We start from the raw sequence: 17,634 nt of genomic DNA, 5'->3' as shown, positions 1-17,634 counted from the left end.
ACCCCGTAGGCCAGGGGGATCCCCACCAGCAGCCAGCTCACCGTCAACTTTGCCTTGGTCATCAGCGTTCTCCGTCCTGGGTAGCGGCCTGCGCCGGGTCCGCCTGCGCGGGCTTCTGCGGTTCGTGATAGCGGGACGCGACCGGCGTCACCAGCAGGTTGGCGATGAAGCCCACCACCAGCAGTCCCACCATGGTCAGCAGGGCGGGATAGTATGCCGCTGCTGTGAGCTCCCCGGGGGTGCCCTGCGCGTCCAGGAAGGAGTTGACGATCAGCGGACCGGCAATACCCGCAGCGGACCAGGCCGTGAGGAGCCGGCCGTGGATGGCACCGACCTGGAAGGTGCCGAAGAGGTCACGCAGGTAGGCGGGAACGGTGGCAAACCCGCCGCCGTAAAAGGACAGGATCACGAACGCTAGGGCCACATAGAGGATGGTGGACGTGTCTCCGAAGAAGGACAACAGGACGTACATGACGGCGCCGGCACCGAGGTAGAGCATGTAGATGCGCTTGCGTCCGATCACGTCCGAGGTGGCCGACCAGACAAAGCGCCCGCCCATGTTGCCGATCGAAAGCAGGCCGACGAATCCGCCGGCGACGGCGGCTGTCACCAGCGAGGCGCCGTCGGGCTGGCGGAAGAAGTCCTGGATCATGGGCGCTGCCTGTTCCAGGATGCCGATGCCTGCGGTGACGTTGCAGAAGAGCACAATCCAGACGAGCCAGAACTGCCGGGTTTTGATGGCGTTGGCGGCGGAGACGTGATTGGTGGTGACCAGGGACTTGGAGGCAACGGTGGAGGGGTCGAAGCCCTCGGGCTTCCAGTCCGCCGCCGGCACCCGGATGCTCCAGGCGCCGTAGAGCATGTACACCAGGTAGAGAGCGCCCAGCGTGAGGAACAGCTTGCCCACGGCGTCGCCGCTGGCCACCCAGCCTGGCGTGCCGGAGTCAGGGTCGAAGAACGTCAGCAGGGCCGAGGAGAGCGGGCTGGCGATCAGCGCACCGCCGCCGAAGCCCATGATGGCCATGCCCGTGGCGAGGCCGGGCCGGTCGGGGAACCATTTGATCAGGGTGGAGACCGGGGAAATGTAGCCGATGCCCAGGCCGATGCCGCCGATGAAGCCGTAGCCCAGGTACAGCAGCCAGAGCTGGCCGGTGAAGATGCCCACGGCTCCGATCAGGAAGCCGCTCACCCAGAACATGGCCGAAACGAACATGGCCTTGCGGGGTCCGTTGGCATCCACCCAGGTGCCCATCACGGCGGCGGACAGTCCAAGCATCACGATGGCGATGGAGAAGATGATGCCGATCTGGGTGAGGCTCGCGCCGAAGTATTCCACGAGCGCCGTCTTATAGACGCTGGTGGCGTAGACCTGTCCGATGCACAGGTGCACGGCCAGCGCAGCCGGCGGGATCAGCCACCGGTTGAATCCGGGTGGGGCGATGGTTCGGTCGCGGTCCAGCCAGCTCATACGGACTCCCTTGATCTAAGGCCGATCCTGTCTGCACCCAACGATGCCCGGTGTGAGCTGGGTTACGCAGCTTCGACACGCTGGTTCCCTTTAGCGCAGCAAAACATACCGCGCAACCTACTCGTCGGTAACTAATTTCGAAAAAGCCTTGCTTTGTTACCCGCGGGTAGCTTAGATGTAACAGACATCACACTGGTCTTGACCGATTACGTCTCAACGTAGCGACGGACCCGGTCACCTTGCATCCGCGGAGGCTGCGCCCACAGGCGTGCTGCTCGCCGCTTAGTCAGTCTCGAATCGTAAGAAGCAGAAGAAGGATATTCAATGACGAGTTCCACGTCCGGGCGCGCCTCCAGCCGCCCCCATACACTTTTAACCGTACTTTTGGCGTTGTTCCTGGTCCTCCTCCTCGCCTTCTTCGTCCTCTTTACGGGCAAGGTTGCCAGCGGCGCATCGGAGCTGAGCGATGGCGCGGAGCGCGCCTCCACCGGCGCAGGAGACCTGGAGGCCGGCGCCGAGAAGGCACAGACCGGTGCCAAGGACCTCGCAGCGGGCACCGAAAAGGTTGACGCGGGCGCCAACACCCTGGCAAAGGGAATCGGCTCCGCCAAGGCGGGCGTCACCACCCTCAAGGAAGGCGCCACCACGCTGGATGAAGGAGCCGCGAAGCTTCTCACCGGCGCCGAGGCTGCCAATGAAGGTGCCAACAAGCTGGCCGCCGGTGCCACCACGGCAAACGGCGGGGCACAGCAGCTCGCCACCGGCGGCACTACCCTGTCAGCAGGCGCATCGCAGCTCGCTACCGGCGGCACCGCCCTTCAAGACGGTGCCATCCGCATCCAGGATGGCACTGGTCAACTAGCTGCCGGCACAGGTGAACTCAAGAAGGGTGCCGGAGATGCCAAGGTCGGAGCCGGCCAGATTGCCTCGGGGGCCGACCAGCTCGCAGCAGGTGCGGAACAGCTCAACGATCAAAAAACCGGCGTTCCCTTCCTTGATGCGGGGGCCCAGCAACTGGTCACCGGAGCGAAAGAGGCTGTAACTGGCGCGAAGGATCTTGAAGCGGGAGCACTTCGGTTGAAGAACGGAGCGGCAAAGTTGCAGGCCGGCGTGGACCAGCTTGCTGCCGAGGACGCTTCGCCCAAGCTTGCAGAGGGCACCCGTACGATTTCCAATGCCATCAATAGCCTCGTTGCTGCTCCCCCGCAGCTGAGCGCCGGGGCGGCCGATCTGGCGTTGGGCTGGCCTCTAATTAAGGCTGGTGCCACCACCATGGCCGATGGAGCGGCAGACCTTGCTACAGCGAACACCAACTCGGTCAATGCATCCCAAGCTATGGTCGACTCGCTGGCCGCCCTTCAGGGTAAAGCCGGCACCATGACTGATGATGAGCTCAACGCAGCACTCGCCGATGCGCTGGGCGCTGCCCAGTCAGCCAAGGCAAACGTGGACGGCATTTCTCAGGGCGCAACCGCCGTCAAGAGCGGTTATGATCAGCTGGCTCCTAACATGGACAAGCTGGTCACGGGTGCCGGACAATTCTCGGCGGGTGCCACCGCTTACAGCGCAGGCGTGAGTGGAATAACGCTCCAGGCCCTCAAGCAGGGCGCGGCTGACGCGGCCGACGGCGCCGCAAAGCTCGACGGAGGAATCAAGCAAGTCCAGGTGGGATTCAACATCGGTGACGGGACCAACCCCGGATTGGCAGATGGTGCTGAAGCCTTGCACAACGGAACAATCGCAATGACAGCGGGTTCCGAGAAGCTCGAGTCCGGCGCGAAGCAAATTGCCAGCGGAACGGCGAAGGTAAAGGGCGGCGTCAAGCAGCTTTCAGACGGCATCCAGGTTCTGCGTACCGGTGCCAAGACTCTCGAGGCTGGCAACGGCAAGATCGAGGCTGGCGCTACCCAGCTGGACGCCGGGGCCAACGAGCTTGCCTCGAAATCTCCCGAGCTGACTGCTGGCGCCAGCAAGATCGCAGCAGGCGCAGGGGAACTCAATACGGGCGCTCAGAAGCTCGCCACCGGCGCAGGAACCCTCGCCACCGGGCTGGACACCCTGGAAACCGGCGCTTACACGCTGGCCGACGGCAACTACAAGATCTACGACGGCACCATCAGCCTCTCCGACGGCACCAGCCGCCTGGTCACCGGCACCGAGTCCCTGGACGAGGGCGTTGTGAAGCTCGACGACGGCGGCAAGACGCTGACCGCCGGCACGAGCGACCTGAAGGAAGGCGCCGAGAAGCTGGCCGACGGCAACACCGAACTGGCCGAAGGCAGCAAGACCCTGGCCGACGGCAACGGCAAGATCTCCGAAGGTGCAGACACCATGCGGGCCAGCACCACGGCGCTGACCCCGGGCGAAATCTTCACCTCCCCGAAGATCCTGGCCGTACTGATCCCGCTGCTCCTGCTGCTGATTCCGATCGGCATGCTGATCGCCGGCACCCGCCGCGGCACCCAGCACTAGGGTCCGGACAGCACACGGTTAGACAGCACCGCATCACCTCGCATCACTGAGAAAAGGGCAGGTACCGCAGCCGCGGCACCTGCCCTTTTCCGTGCCCGGGAAGGCTCCCGGGAAATGTCCTAGCGCTTCAGCTCGGCGGAGATCCGCTCCACGGCTTCGCGCAGCAGCGGCACCGCACGGTCCGCGAAGGCTTCATCCACGCGCGAGACCGGCCCCGAGACGGAAACCGCCGACGGCGTGGGTGCGTTGGGAACGGCCATGGCGAAGCAGCGCACCCCGAGTTCCTGTTCCTGCTCGTCCACGGAGTAGCCGCGTTCCCGGATGCCATCCAGATCAGCCAGAAGCGCATCGACGCTGCCCAGACTGTGCCCGGTCGGGGTGGGCATTCCCGCCCTGCCCACGATGCTGCGGACCTGTTCCTCCGGCAGCTGCGCCAGGATCGCCTTGCCGACGCCGGTGTCGTGCGTATGCACCCGGCGGCCGACTTCCGTGAACATCCGCATGGAATGCCGCGAGGGAACCTGGGCCACATAGACCACCATGTCGGCGTCGAGCACTGCCATGTTGGAGGTCTCCCCCAGATCATCCGCCAGCCCCTTGAGCTGCGGCATCGCCAGCGCACCGAGCTGCAGGTTGGCGCCTTCCCCGAGCCGGATCAGCTTCGGCCCGAGGGCGTAACGCCGGTTGGGCAGCTGTCGGGCGTAGCCCCGGCCCACGAGGGTGCGCAGCAGCCGGTGGATGGTGGGCAGCGGCAGGGAGGTGGAGGCGGCAAGTTCGCTCAGCGTCACAGCCCCGCCGGCGTCGGCAATCAGCTCCAGCAGCTCAAAGACCCGTTCCACCGACTGCACGCCGGATCCGGCGGACCGTTCAGCCATGATTGCCCCTCCCCACGAATTGCCCCCACTTTATCGCAGAGCGGAAACTTTCTTCCTTATCCAGCACCGCGGAAAAGGCATCAAACGGAGATCCCGGGTCCGCTTCCGGAACCGGTTTCGGCCGGCAGCCCGGCTGGGTGCAGCGTCACGCAGACAGCGCCGGACCGCGTGGTCTGCGGCTGCGAGACGCTGTAGGAGGCCGTCTCGCGGATGTCTTCGAAGAGCCGCTTGCCCTGGGCCACCACCACCGGGAAAATCAGCAGCCGGTACGCGTCCACCAACCCGGCCGCAGCCAGCGCCTGGACCAGCTGATAGCTGCCGTGCACCTGGAGTTCGCCGCTGCGCCGGGACTTCAGCCGTTCCACGCTGGAGATCAGCTCCCCTTCGAGCAGGAGCGTGTTGTGCCAGGGCACCGGCGGCATTGTCGCGGAGACCAGATACTTCGGCAGGTTGTTCAAGGCTGTGGCAATGACGTCCCCGGGTTGGTTCGCGGCCTCCCAGTAGGGCTGCATCATGTCGTACGTGTTGCGCCCCAGCAGCAGTGCATCGGCCATGCCGTACCACTCGGAGACAATCTGCTCCAGGTCAGGATCAGCAAGCGGCGTCAGCCACCCGCCGCCGGTGAACCCGCCGGACGGGTCTTCCTCCCTGCTGCCCGGGGCCTGCATCACGCCGTTCAACGTCAGAAAAGTGTTGACCGTCAGCTTCACCGAGCACCCCGTTCCTAGGTCCCCCTGCTTCTAGGTTCGGCCCGGCATCCGGGGGTGTCAACGGCTCCGGACAACGCCCGGGGCGGCAGCTCCGCTTAGGCCCAGGTGTGCGGAGCGGGGCGGCGGGTGCTCGGCAGGGCGACGGCGGCACGCCACTCGCTGATCCACTCCGGCAGTTCCAGGTCCGACGGCGGAACGGCGCCCACGGCCTCGAAGATCTCCTCGTTGCTCACCGGTCCGTTCTTGGATACCAGGCGGGTGCAGATGACTGCGCTGGCGTAGATCTCTCCGTCCGCCACCATGCGCTGCTCGATGTAGATGGCCCGCTCATCGAACCCGATGACCCGGGTTTCAATGCTGTACTGCTGGTGCAGCTGCAGGGATTTGCGGAAGCTGATGGTTTCGTTGTTCGCCACCGGGCTCCAGCCGCGCTTCTTCATGATGTCCCAGACGCCGCTGCGGACCAGCAGGTCAAAGCGGCCCAGGTCCATCAGCGAGAAGTACATGCCGTTGTTCAGGTGCATCGCAAAGTCGATGTCCGTGACCAGGACCTTCATGGGTACCGAGGAGGTCTCGAAGAAGCCCAGCTTGGGCCGGCGTCGGGCGCGGAACAGGGTCAGGATGGTGCGCAGAATGAGGTGCATGCCCGCTATATTACCGCTCAGTAACTTAGTGTCGAGGTGCGCCGCGGAATTTTCTTTTCCCGCTCCGTTCCACGCGGACCGGATCCGGTGCCCGCACCGCCGCGCCCGTCAGCGCCACGGCTGGACCATGGCCTTCAGCGTCCCCGGTTCCTGGCCGGCGTCGAGCGCTTCCCGCACCTGGCCGAGCCCGAACTCATGGGTGACCAAACCGTCCAGGTCCACCTTGCCCTCTGCGACCAGCGAGATGGCCGTCGGCCAGGTGTTGGCGTAGCGGAAGACGCCGGTGAGCCAGATTTCGCGGTTCTGGATCACGCCGACCGGCAGTTCGACGTCCTCGGCGCCCATGCCCACCAACACGGCCCGGCCGCCGGGAGCCACCGCCCGGATGCCGGCGCGGACCGCGCTGGGAGCTCCGGAGGCGTCGATGAACGCATCCACTCCCAGCCCGTCCACCGGCTGGGAGGCATGCAGGGTGTGAGTGGCTCCGTGCGCGGCGGCGAAGTCCAGCCGGTCCTGCGCGATGTCACTGATGTACACGGCGCTGGCGCCGAAGGCGCGGGCCACCTGGGCAATGATCACGCCGATCGGTCCGGCACCGGCTACCAGCACCCGCTGTCCGGGCCCGACGCCGGCCTTCCGGCAGGCCCAGATGCCTACCGAGAGCGGCTCCATCAGGGCGGCGGCCTCGTCCGAGACCGTGTCCGGAACGGCGTGGGCGAAATCGGACTCGATCGCCACGTATTCGGCAAAGGCGCCGTCGACCGGTGGGGTGGCGTAGAAGGCCATGTCCGGGCACAGGTTGTAGCGGCCCTGCTTGCACTGCTCGCAGCGGCGGCAGGGCTTCTGCGGCTCGATGGATACCCGCTGGCCGATCCGGGCCGGATCCACGGAGGCGCCGACGGCGGCAATGGTCCCGGACGCTTCGTGCCCCAGGACCAGCGGGTCCTCCACAACAAACTGCCCGATCCGCCCGTGCCGGAAATAATGCACGTCGCTGCCGCAGACGCCGACGGCGGCCACCCGGACCAGCACCTCGTTCGGTTCCAGCTGCGGAAGCGGGCGTTCGTCGACGGACAGCTGGTTGGGGGCGGTTTCGTCCGCGGGGCCGTCGTTTCCGCCGCGGGTGGCCGGGACGCGCAGGACCGAGACGCGCATGCTGTCCGGAAGCTCCGGCGTCGGGATCTCGGCGGCGGCGCTGGTGGAAAGTGACATTAGGGTTCCTCTTCGTTGCGGGTCCGCGGGCATGGCGGCCCCGGCGTACTGAGGACTCTAGTCCGGTGCGGCACCCGGTGTCCTTAACCGCCGTCGGGCAAACCCCCTGTCCCGTTGCCACCTAGAGCGTTACCTTTTCAGCATGCACACCCTCGTTGTTTTGTTCCGGCAGCCGCGGGACCCGGCTGCCTTCCGCCGGCACTACCGCAACGTGCACCTGCCGCTGGTGCGCAACATCCCCGGCCTCCGTGAGCTGCGGGCGTCCGAGGAGCTGAGGTCGGCGGAGGAGCAACCGCCGTATTTCGCACTGTTTGAAGCCGATTTCGACGACGAATCGGCCATGCAGGAGTCCCTTACCACCGCCGAGGGGCAGGCCGCCAACGCCGACATCCCTCGTTTCGCGACCGGCGGGCTGACCGTGTTCACCTACCGGAACTAGGCGGCTTCGGGGAGTCCGGCTCAGTCGTCGTCGCCCGGCGCGGCCCGGAAACCGCGCTGCTTGGCGTCCATCCACAGCACCACGTCCATGGCCCGCAGGGCTGACACCCGCACCGGCAGCGCAGCCCGGTCCTGGACTTCGTCCAGGAGGCGGACCAGTTCCCGGTCATTGGCGGTCAGCAGCGCATGCCATTCCTCCCACTGCGTGAGGGAGGTCCCCGCTCCGATGCTGCGGGCCACCATTGAATCCCAGATCGGAATCAGTTTCGGCCGTTTGCGGGCCAGCAGCTTGCTGGTTTTCGTGGGGCCCATCTTCCACTGCCCGCCCCGGTAGCCGCGGAAAATCTCCCAGAGCAGCCACGCCGGGCTGTCCTTGCCGAGGACATGGACGTATTCGACGCCGGTAACGTCCGCCAGCTCCAGGCTCACCGGAATCAGTTCCAGCAGCTCGCCGATCTCCGGTGCCTTGGTCTCGAGCAGTCCCACCACCGCCGGTCCCTTGATTTCCTCGCCCAGCAGGGCCAGTGCAACCAGGTCGTCGGCGGTGATCCGGTCGGCGGCCCCCGGGGAGTCTCCCCCGCCGGCCCAGGTGTCGAACCTCGCCCCGGTCCGCACATGCCCGGAGGTCAGTTTCTGCGTGTAGTAGCGGCGCAGCAGGCCGGCGGCGTCGTCAACGTGGCCGGCGTCGAGGATGGCTGGAAGGTCCACGGGGTCCACCTCACTCGGGAGCGGTAATCAGGCCCTTCTCGACCATCCAGTCGAAGGCGACGTCGGCGGGCTCCTGGCCGTTGACGTCTACGGCAAGGTTCATCTTGCGCAGTTCCTCGTCCGTAAGCAACGGGGACACCTGCGCAAAGATGTCCACCAGCTCCGGATATTCCTCCAGCGCCTCGGTGTTGAAGACCGGCGCCGCATTGTAGGCGGGGAAGTAGGCCAGATCGTCCTCGAGCACGGTCAGTCCCAGCGAATCGATCCGTCCGTCCGTGGCAAAGACCTCGCCGAAGTTGCACTCCCCGGCGTCGGTGGCTGAATACACGGCACCGGTGTCATAGATGCCGATGTTGGCGTCCGGCACACCGTTGGGTGCCCCGCGCGGCATGCCGTACTTTTCCAGCAGCGGGTTCATGCCGTCCGGACGCGAGTTGAACTCGGCCTCAAGGCAGAACGTGCGCTCCTCCACCGGCAGGGTGGTGATGTCGGAGATGCTGGCCACGCCCAGTTCCTCGGCGGCCTCGCTGCGGATCGCCATGGCGTAGGTGTTGTTCAGCGGCGCCGGATCGCCCCAGGTGACACCGTTTGCCAGGTCCGCGTCATGCACGGCCTGCCATTGTTCCTGTTTGTCCGGGATGCCTTCGCTTTGGCCGAGGTAGGCGATCCATCCGGTGCCGGTGTATTCCCAGGTCATGCCGGCCTGCCCGGACAGGAGCAGCTCCCGCGCCGGCTGGCTGCCGGGCACGTTGGTCAGGTCGGTGACGTCGAAGCCGGCGACCTTGGTGGCCAGCACCGCGATCTTGCCCAGGATGAGCTGTTCGGTGAAGTTCTTGCTGGTGATGGTGAGTTCCGCGTCGTCGGGCAGGCCCTCGACGGGCTGGATCAGCCCCGGGTCCGCGTCCGGCACGTAGGACGCTGCGGGCTGCAGTCCGCAGCCCGCCAGCAGCAGTCCGACGGCGGCGGCTCCTGCGGCAGCGAGGCGGACGCGTGCGTTTGGCTGCGTTTTCATCAGAGTCCCTTCGGCCGGGCGATGTGCTCGACCAGCCGGCCGATCCAGTCGACCACCAGGGCCAGCAGCGCCACCAGCAGGGCTCCGGCCACCAGCACCGTGGTCAGGTTCAGGTTCACGCCGGTGGTGATGAGGATCCCCAGCCCGCCGCCGTTGACGAACGTGGCCAGCGTGGCGGTGCCCACCAGGAGCACCAGTGCGGTCCGGACCCCGGAGAGCATCACGGGCACCGCGAGGGGCAGTTCCAGCCGGAACAGCACCTGGGCGTTGCTCATGCCGACGCCGCGGCCGGCCTCCACGACGCGCGGATCCACCTGCTGCAGGCCGACCATCGTGTTCCGCATGACCGGCAGCAGGGCGTAGACCACCAGCGCGCCGATGGCGGCCCGGAAACCGAAGCCGACCCAGAAGGCCAGCAGCACCAGCAGCCCGATGGCCGGTGCCGCCTGGCCGATGTTGGCCACCGCCATGATCGGTCCGGTGACCCGGCGCATCCGTCCGCGGGTGAGCAGCACGCCCAGCGGGATGGCGACCACCAGCACGATCACCGCGGACACCCCGGTGAGCAGGAGGTGCTGCACGGTGTAGTCCCACAGCGCCGCGGGATCCAGGGTGGTGCGCTCGGTGACGCTGAGCTCGGCAGTGGTCAGCCAGAGCATCAGGAGCCCGAAGGCCACCGCGATGCCGGCCAGCTGCAGCAGCAGCGGGCGCCAGGATGTCGGGCCGGCACCGGTTTCGGCTTCGGTCCGGGCCTGGGCGGCCGTGGGGACGGCGGTCATCGGGTGCCCTGGCCGGCGGCAGCACCGGCGTCGTCCTGCACTGCTGCCTGCGCGTCCGTCTCTGTGCCGCGTCGGATGCCGCCGCTGTTGAGGCCCACCGGTGCGCTGGAAGAGCCCTGCTGCGCGGCGTCGTTCGCTGCCGTGATCGCTTCCATTACGGTCTGAACGGTGACCAGCCCGAGGAACCGGTCCCGTGGACCGGTCACGAGGGCGGCGCCGGTGCTGGAGACCAGCATGGTGTCCAGCGCGTCATTGAGCGTGGACTGCTCGCTGATCACCGGAAGCTTGGGATCAACGGCATCGGTATGCCGGTCCAGGCGGCTGAGCTGGCGGCGGGAGAGCCACTGGATGGGCCGCTCCCGTTCGTCCAGGACGACGGCGTTCTGCTCGCCCGCGCCCTGCAGCAGGGAGAGGGTGTCGCTGGCAAGGTCCCCGATGCCGGCCGTAATCGGCGAGGCCAGCTCCACCTCGTTCACACGGGTCAGCGTGAGCTGCTTCAGGCCGGCGCCGGAACCGATGAAGTTTTCCACAAACTCGTTGGCGGGGTTCGCCAGGATGCGTTCCGGGGAGTCATACTGCACCAGCTGCGCGCCCTCGTCGAAGATGGCGATCCAGTCCCCCAGCTTCACCGCTTCGTCGAAGTCATGGGTGACGCAGACGATGGTCTTGTTCAGTTCGGACTGGATATGCAGCAGTTCGTCCTGCAGCCGCTGGCGGGTGATCGGGTCCACGGCACCGAACGGTTCATCCATAAGCAGCACGGGCGGATCGGCGGCCAGGGCACGGGCCACGCCCACGCGCTGCTGCTGCCCGCCGGACAGTTCCTTCGGGTAGCGGTCACGGTAGAGGGCCGGATCGAGGGAGACCAGTTCGAGCAGCTCGTCCACCCGGGACTGGATGCGGTCCTTGTCCCAGTTGAGCATCTTGGGGACGACGGCGATGTTCGCCGCCACGGTCATGTGCGGGAAGAGCCCGCCGGCCTGGATGACGTAGCCGATCCCGCGGCGCAACTGGTCGCCGTCGATCCCGGTGACATCTTCGCCGTCGAGGATGATCCGCCCGCTGGAGGGCTCAATGAGCCGGTTGATCATTTTCAGCGTGGTGGTCTTGCCGCAGCCCGACGGACCAACCAGCATCACGATGCTGCCCCGCGGGATTTCCATGGTCAGCCCGCCGACCGCCGGTTTGTCCTGCCCGGGGAAGCGCTTGGTGACGTCTTCGAGCAGGATGCCGGTGGCGGTGGCTTTATCGCCGGTGGTTGGGGAGAGAGTCTCAGACACGGATACCTCGCGGGGTTGTGAGCCGGCCGAGGCCGACCAGGAGAAGGTCAAGGATCAGGGCCAGCAGGATGACGCCGACGACGCCGACCACCACGGATTCGAGGGAGTTGGCACCGCCCAGGCGGGAGAGTCCGGTGAAGATGAAGCCGCCCAGTCCCGGGCCGAGGGCGTAGGCCGCGATGGCGGCAATACCCATAACCATCTGGGCGGACACCCGCACGCCGGCGAGGATGACAGGCCAGGCCAGCGGCAGTTCGATGCGCAGCAGTGTGCGCAGCCGGCTCATGCCGACACCGCGGGCGGATTCGACGACGGTCGGGGAAATCCCGGCCAGGCCCACCACCGCGTTGCGCAGGATGGGCAGGGTGGCATAGAACGCCACGACGATCACGGCCGGCACGGCGCCGAACCCGAAGGGCGCGATCAGCAGGCCGATCAGGGCGAAGGACGGCAGCGTGAGGCCTACCGCGGAGACGCCGTTGGCCACTCCGCTGAGGGTCTTATTGCGGTAAACGAGGGCCGCAATGACCACGGCAATGACCGTGGCGAGGATCAGGCACTGGATAACTAGGCTGAAGTGCTGCCATCCGGCGAACAGGATCTGTTGATACCGGTCCGCCACGAATTCCCACACATCAAGACCTCTTCACTTTGGTTGCGTATGTTTCTTGTCGCCTGTTTCTTGTCGCCGCCCGGCGTTTGGTGTCCGGGGTTGGTGTCCGGGGTTGGTGTCCGGGGTTGGTGTCCGGGGTTGGTGTCCGGGGTTGGTGTCCGGGGTTGGTGTCCGGGGTTGGTGTCCGGGGTTGGTGTCCGGGGTTGGTGTCCGGGCGAAAACTACCAAGCAACCTTACCGTTACCTGCTTCACAAAGCGCCCCGAGGAGCCCCAAACCCGGCTTAACGTGATGTTTTTGCAACGGGCGGGGTGCGGCGGGCCGCGGGGTGACGGGTGGGCTTGGGGCGGGGCGGGCCGCGGGGTGAGCCGGGGGCGGGGTGAGCCGGGGCGGGCCGGGCCGGGTGGGCTTGACGTTCTGCCGGGGCTTCAGCGGCCGGACGCATTCATAGTGCCGTTGATGTCCTCTGGCCGGTCCAGAGGCAGCATCTACTTGCACTATGAACGTGCGGGCGGCGTCGGTTGTACAGATAACGGGGCTTACCCTCGTCCGGTGTACAGATAACGGGGCTTAGCGGCGCCGGTTGTACAGATAACGGGGCTTACCGGGGTCGGTTGTACAGATAACGGGGTTATTCGGCCGGCATAGGCCCGTTATCTGTACACCGGATTTTCGGAAACAGCCCCAGCCCCCTCCGCGACGAGGATCCCTGTGCAGCGGGCGACGTCCGGTCAGCGCCGGAAACCGAAACGCCCATCGACAACGTCCGGCAGGGCTACCGCACCCTGGCGGCCGGGCCGCGGAAGCCCTAGCTGCTTCCGCACCCTCGCAGCCCGGTATTCCCTTCGGGTCGCCGCAACAAGCCGGAAGGAACAACCGAGCATCACCGCCACGAGAATCAGTGCGGTCACTCTCAAGACCCAGTCGTCTGACGGGAAAAGGCCAACCCCGGCGAAAAAGAGAATGAACACCAAATACAGGATGAGGAGGAGCACCCCCACCACCCAGGAATTGGGGTGGTCCGACGGCGGAGCACCGTCCGGCCGGAACCCGAGTTCGTCCGGGGCGTAGCTGTGGAGATTGCCAAACTCCGTCCGATGAAGGAATCGCTTCTCGCCCCGGGCCAGGAGCCTCCGGTGCTCTGCGAAGACTTCCTCGTCGGTGAGCATCCTGTTCAGTGTCATTCGTCCCCCATCATTGTCGGCGTTAAGTTATTCGGTCCGGACTTCCGCCGGCAAAGAAAACGGCCCGCCCAAATCAGCCCTGCCGCACGCGGGACCGAAGACCGGCAAGGAGGTGCTCCTCGGCGTCGGGCCCCGCCTTGATGCCGGTCGGCACCCGGAAGAAGAAGACCAGACCGACCACCCACCAGGCGGCGAACAGTACCCACGGCTCGACGCCCAACGCCGCAGGCATGCCCGGCATGTAGAGGCTGAACAGGGCCAGGCCGAAGACGGCGGCGGCAATACCGATGGCGATGCCGCCGTTGCCGCGCCCGCCGATCCGCAGCGGACGGTCCATTGCCGGTTCGCGGCGGCGCAGGATGAGGAACGAAATCGCTACCAGGGTGTAGGCCAGCACGATGCTGGGCGCCCCGGAGTCCACCAGCCAGCCGAGCATCTCCGCGCCGCCGAACGGGGCAAGGAAACTCAGTGCCCCGATGAACAGCAGGGCGTTGTGCGGGGTGTGATACTTCGGATGCAGGCGGCCGAACCAGGCCGGGAGCATGCCGGAACGGGCCAGGGAATACATCAGCCGGGAAGCGCCCATCAACAGCGAGTTCCACGACGTGAGGATGCCTGCGATGCCGCCGGCAATCAGGATCTTGGCCATGATGTCCGAGCCGAACATGGCCCCGACGGCGTCCGCCGTCGCTATGTCCGTCTGCGCCAGGTCTCCGGCAGACATAGCCGACGAAGTGGTCAGCACCACCATGAGGTACCAGATGGTTGCCAGCACCACGGAGACAACTACGAGCTTGCCGATCTGCTTGGCGGGGATGTTCACTTCCTCGGCGGACTGCGGAATCACGTCGAAGCCGATGAACAGGAAGGGCACCACCACCAGGACCGCGAAGAACCCGGTCATGCCGTTGTTGATCCACGGCTCCATGTTGGCCACGGACCCTCCGGCGAAGGACCCGGCGATCATCACCAGCCCGATGGCCAGCAGGAAAAGCACCACGAAGGTCTGCACCACGCCCGCTTCCTTCACGCCGCGGATGTTGATCCAGGTGATTACGACGGCGGCAACCGCACCTACCAGCGCCCAGGTCAGGTGCACGTCGAAGCCCGCCACGGTCCACAGGTGAATCTGGCTGAGGTCCGGGAAGATGTACTGCACGGTGCGGGGCAGGGCCACGGCTTCGAATGCCACGATGGTCACATAGCCGCCGATGATGGCCCAGGATCCGATGAAGGAGGTCCGCGGACCCATAGCCCGCATGATGTAGTTGTGCTCGCCGCCGGCCTTGGGCATGGCCGCGCAGAGCTCGGCGTACGTCAGTCCGACCACCGCCATAATGACGCCGCCGGTCAGCATGGCCAGCACCGAGCCGAGGGTGCCGGCATTGATCAGCCAGTCGCCGGTGAGCACCACCCAGCCGAAACCGATCATTGCGCCGAAACCGAGCGCCAAAACGTCAATCCGGCCGAGGACTTTCTTGAGCGAGGGCTCGGTTTCGTGGAGCGAGGTTCCCACCCGGCACCCCTTTCCATGTCGTGCCGCCTCAAGGGGGCAAGTGATGACGCAGCATGGGTGCGGAGAGTGGCTCCGGCTGCGTTGACGGAAGAACAACGCTAATGCAATTTGTGTTTGCGGTCACATCGGCACTTCACAAGGGTTTACGTTCTGTGCGAAGCCCCATTTGGGTGGGAAGTTCTGCGCGATTCACTGGCTCTGGCGCGTTCATAGTGCAGTAGATGCCCCCGGGCCAGCCGGGAGGCTGCATCAACTGCACTATGAACGTGCGGGCGGCGCCGGTTGTACAGATACCGGGGTTTCGCCGCGCCGGTTGTACAGATAACGGGGTTTCGCCGCGCCGGTTGTACAGATACCGGGGCACAGCCGCGCCGGTTGTACAGATAACGGGGCTATCCGGCGGGGATAACCCCGTTATCTGCTCAGTAGATGCACATTGAGGGGGCTAAGCTTCTTCGTCTTCGCCGGTCGGGGGCTGGGTCGCGCCGCCGCCGGTACCGTGCATCCACAGAACCACGTCCATGACGCGGAGCCGGGAAACGGGGTGCGGGAGCTCTGCGCGGCGCTGGATTTCATCGAGGTGGAGGCCGAGAGCGCCGCTGTCCTGGGTGAGCGCCTCGTACCAGTCATCCCACTGGGTCAGGGAGCCCTTCAGCTTCGTCTCGTTCTTCACCACTGAGTCCCAGATGGGGATCAGTCGGGGACGCTTCCGGGCCAGCAGCTTGCTCGCCTTGGTTGGTCCAATTCCCCATTTTTCCTTCTTCTGGAGATCCTTTCCGCGGAGGATGTTCCAGAGCTGCCAGGCCGGGCCATCTTCACCGAGGACTTTCTCCACTTCGTCGCGACTGAGGGCCGTCAGGTCCAGATCAACGGGGATCTGGGCAAGCAGCGCGGTGATGTCTTCGCGGCGCGTCTCAAGGACGCCAATGACCGCCGTCGGGGAAAAGCGAACGGAGAGGAAAGAGGCGGCGAGCATATCGTCGGCCGAGATGGTGTTGACGACCTCGGGTGCGTCTCCACCTCCGGCCCAGGTGTCGAAGCGCGCTCCGGTGCGGACCCGGCCCTTGGAAACGGGTTCGGTGTAGTAGTTCTTGAGCAACGTAACGGCGTTGTCGGTCTGCTCTTCGGTCAGTATTTCTGGAATGTGCACGGTATGGATCCCCCAATAGTCGACAGGGCAGCAGTCACTCCCCCCAATCCGTCGATAATAAACGCCCCCTCCGAAGTCCGGAGGGGACGCTTACGGCATAACGCAGGCGGCAACCGCCAGTCGTGGCTATTTTTCGGCAGGCGCCATTATCTCTAGGACCACATTTGTTCCGGTGTCCGGGTGGTAGTTCCAAGAGGCGGATATACCATTCCACTCGGCGAATTGCCGTCCGTCCAAGGCCCTCGTATTGTCCATCCGACTGCTGACGCTATCGGGCATGTCTGTCCCACGGAGAACACAATTGATTTCTGATAGTTCGGTCCCCTCGTCGAGGTAGTCAGTGCCCGCGCTGTCCATCGTGAGGCTCTGTCCCTCGTCGCCAAGCTCTATGCCCGTATGGCCGCTGACACCGCAACTCTCCACCGCGTCAAACAGTACGGTGGAAGGCTCGGGGGACCCGGACATATCAATCTGCGCAAGCAGGAGCCCCGCGCCCAGACCAACAACAAGTCCAGCACCGGCGAACAACGCGTAGTTCCGCCGCGACGGAGGCAACTGGACCGTAGGCGGGTACGGCGTCATACCGAACGGCAGTGCCGCGCGATTCTCCGGTCCGGTCCCGGACTGCGCGGGAGGAGCGGGAGGGGCCGGAGGCAGCGGCGGCATGGGTTTCATCCGCGCACTCTCCGTGCCACCGGCAGGGTTCTGCGGATGCGGATACGGTGCGTCATCCTGCGTCATTACTGCTTCTCCCACTTTCCGCATCGGCTGGATTTGAAGTCTTGGCCCTCGGACAGGGTGACAGTGGGCCTGCCTCCGCCGGGGAGATCGTTTTGCAGGATGTCGTCGCCGTTCGAACCGCTTCGGTAAATTCCCCAGTAGCAGCTGGAGCCGACGTCAGCCGCGGTTGTGTAGGTCCCCGGCGAAACGTTGGTGCCCACCGTCCAGGTCCCGTCGCTGATAGTGTCAGCTGCCTTCTGCTTCTCCGCGGCGGAGACAGCAGATTCCCGCTTTTCCACATCGGCTTCGGCCTTTGCGGCAGCTTCTTCTCGCTCCCCTACCTTCATCTCCCGGGCGTACATGCCGCTGGAGAGCTTGTTGTAGTCCTCCTTCATGACGCTGTAGTCGTCCTGGGACTTCTCGAGCATCGACTGGCGCTGCGCCGATTCTTCCGAAAGCGCGATGTATTCCTCGCTCCGGGTCGGGTCGGTCAGGAAATGTCCACCTACAGCGCCGCCGGCAAGCAGTACGACGCCGGCAGCCGCCAGCCAGATCCGTGCGGCTTTGCGCTTCGCCGCCTGTCGGTCCGCCCGCGGTTCGTCCGCCGGGTTCGTGGCCTTGAGCCGGTCTCCTCGTGCTTTCCTACCCCGCAGGGACGCCGGGGTATCGGTTTCCGGGGCAGGCGGCGGAGGAGGTACTGAGCCGGCAGTCACCATCTCTGCGGTTTCTGGTTCTGCAACCGGCGGCTGCTCCGGGGTGGACTGACTGGGGTGCTGCTGCGACATTCGTGGGTCTTTTCGCTGGTGCGGATCGAGGCGGGTGCGCACACCCGCTGCCGCACGCGCGACCGCTTT

General features: G+C 65.7%; 17 protein-coding genes. 2 read left to right on the top strand and 15 right to left on the bottom strand.

The genetic code is table 11. The features are described from left to right. Positions 1 to 61: 61 nt before the first annotated feature. Positions 62 to 1,468 (bottom strand): OFA family MFS transporter, encoded by a 1,407-nt coding sequence (locus NNX38_RS03290; RefSeq protein WP_255796708.1) that lies wholly within the window; start codon positions 1,466 to 1,468, stop codon positions 62 to 64. Positions 1,469 to 1,792: 324 nt separating this feature from the next. Between NNX38_RS03290 and NNX38_RS03285 the strand changes: the two genes are divergently transcribed. Beyond that, the gene (locus NNX38_RS03285) at positions 1,793 to 3,940 is read left to right on the top strand and encodes a hypothetical protein (RefSeq protein ID WP_255796707.1); all 2,148 of its coding nucleotides are present in this window, start codon (positions 1,793 to 1,795) and stop codon (positions 3,938 to 3,940) included. A gap of 119 nt (positions 3,941 to 4,059) precedes the next feature. On the opposite strand, the gene NNX38_RS03280 is transcribed toward NNX38_RS03285, so the two are convergent. The 4 genes from NNX38_RS03280 to NNX38_RS03265 form a co-directional block, all read right to left on the bottom strand. After that, positions 4,060 to 4,815 (bottom strand): IclR family transcriptional regulator, encoded by a 756-nt coding sequence (locus NNX38_RS03280; protein WP_255796706.1) that lies wholly within the window; start codon positions 4,813 to 4,815, stop codon positions 4,060 to 4,062. Between the two features lie 80 nt (positions 4,816 to 4,895). Next, complete coding sequence (locus NNX38_RS03275) at positions 4,896 to 5,525, bottom strand: dihydrofolate reductase family protein (RefSeq protein WP_255796705.1); 630 nt, start codon at positions 5,523 to 5,525, stop codon at positions 4,896 to 4,898. 95 nt (positions 5,526 to 5,620) lie between these two features. Further along, positions 5,621 to 6,169, bottom strand: a complete 549-nt coding sequence (locus NNX38_RS03270) for an acyl-CoA thioesterase (RefSeq protein ID WP_255796704.1) — start codon at positions 6,167 to 6,169, stop codon at positions 5,621 to 5,623. A 108-nt stretch (positions 6,170 to 6,277) separates the two neighbouring features. After that, the gene (locus tag NNX38_RS03265) at positions 6,278 to 7,381 is read right to left on the bottom strand and encodes an NAD(P)-dependent alcohol dehydrogenase (protein WP_255796703.1); all 1,104 of its coding nucleotides are present in this window, start codon (positions 7,379 to 7,381) and stop codon (positions 6,278 to 6,280) included. A gap of 142 nt (positions 7,382 to 7,523) precedes the next feature. Here NNX38_RS03265 and NNX38_RS03260 point away from each other — a divergent pair, with 142 nt between their 5' ends. Then, positions 7,524 to 7,820 (top strand): EthD family reductase, encoded by a 297-nt coding sequence (locus NNX38_RS03260; RefSeq protein ID WP_229950574.1) that lies wholly within the window; start codon positions 7,524 to 7,526, stop codon positions 7,818 to 7,820. Positions 7,821 to 7,840: 20 nt separating this feature from the next. On the opposite strand, the gene NNX38_RS03255 is transcribed toward NNX38_RS03260, so the two are convergent. From NNX38_RS03255 to NNX38_RS03210, 10 genes are all read right to left on the bottom strand, one after another. Continuing rightward, positions 7,841 to 8,527, bottom strand: coding sequence for a DUF6308 family protein (locus tag NNX38_RS03255; RefSeq protein WP_255796702.1), 687 nt, complete (start codon positions 8,525 to 8,527; stop codon positions 7,841 to 7,843). Between the two features lie 10 nt (positions 8,528 to 8,537). Further along, positions 8,538 to 9,539 carry a glycine betaine ABC transporter substrate-binding protein gene (locus NNX38_RS03250; protein ID WP_255796701.1) on the bottom strand — a complete coding sequence of 334 codons (1,002 nt, stop codon included), beginning with the start codon at positions 9,537 to 9,539 and terminating at the stop codon, positions 8,538 to 8,540. Next, positions 9,539 to 10,318: an ABC transporter permease gene (locus tag NNX38_RS03245; protein WP_255796700.1), complete on the bottom strand. Its 780-nt coding sequence runs from the start codon at positions 10,316 to 10,318 to the stop codon at positions 9,539 to 9,541. The genes NNX38_RS03250 and NNX38_RS03245 overlap by 1 nt, the downstream gene beginning before the upstream one ends. Further along, a complete protein-coding gene (locus NNX38_RS03240) occupies positions 10,315 to 11,598 on the bottom strand; it encodes an ABC transporter ATP-binding protein (RefSeq protein WP_255796699.1) in 1,284 nt (427 codons plus the stop codon). Before NNX38_RS03240 ends, NNX38_RS03245 begins: the two co-directional genes overlap by 4 nt. After that, entirely contained in the window at positions 11,591 to 12,232 is a 642-nt protein-coding gene (locus NNX38_RS03235) for an ABC transporter permease (RefSeq protein WP_255796698.1), read from the bottom strand. The genes NNX38_RS03240 and NNX38_RS03235 overlap by 8 nt, the downstream gene beginning before the upstream one ends. 709 nt (positions 12,233 to 12,941) lie before the next feature. Then, positions 12,942 to 13,394, bottom strand: a complete 453-nt coding sequence (locus NNX38_RS03230) for a hypothetical protein (RefSeq protein WP_255796697.1) — start codon at positions 13,392 to 13,394, stop codon at positions 12,942 to 12,944. A gap of 73 nt (positions 13,395 to 13,467) precedes the next feature. After that, entirely contained in the window at positions 13,468 to 14,910 is a 1,443-nt protein-coding gene (locus NNX38_RS03225) for an amino acid permease (RefSeq protein WP_255796696.1), read from the bottom strand. Between the two features lie 445 nt (positions 14,911 to 15,355). Continuing rightward, positions 15,356 to 16,060 carry a DUF6308 family protein gene (locus tag NNX38_RS03220; RefSeq protein WP_255796695.1) on the bottom strand — a complete coding sequence of 235 codons (705 nt, stop codon included), beginning with the start codon at positions 16,058 to 16,060 and terminating at the stop codon, positions 15,356 to 15,358. A gap of 126 nt (positions 16,061 to 16,186) precedes the next feature. Then, complete coding sequence (locus NNX38_RS03215) at positions 16,187 to 16,801, bottom strand: hypothetical protein (protein ID WP_255796694.1); 615 nt, start codon at positions 16,799 to 16,801, stop codon at positions 16,187 to 16,189. Then, the gene (locus NNX38_RS03210; RefSeq protein ID WP_255796693.1) at positions 16,801 to 17,565 is read right to left on the bottom strand and encodes a hypothetical protein; all 765 of its coding nucleotides are present in this window, start codon (positions 17,563 to 17,565) and stop codon (positions 16,801 to 16,803) included. The genes NNX38_RS03215 and NNX38_RS03210 overlap by 1 nt, the downstream gene beginning before the upstream one ends. Positions 17,566 to 17,634 lie beyond the last annotated feature (69 nt).

Origin of the sequence: Arthrobacter sp. zg-Y238 (assembly GCF_024385525.1) — a bacterium.
Lineage (GTDB): Bacteria > Actinomycetota > Actinomycetes > Actinomycetales > Micrococcaceae > Arthrobacter_B > Arthrobacter_B jinronghuae.
This window is presented reverse-complemented; position numbering and strand designations above follow the sequence as displayed.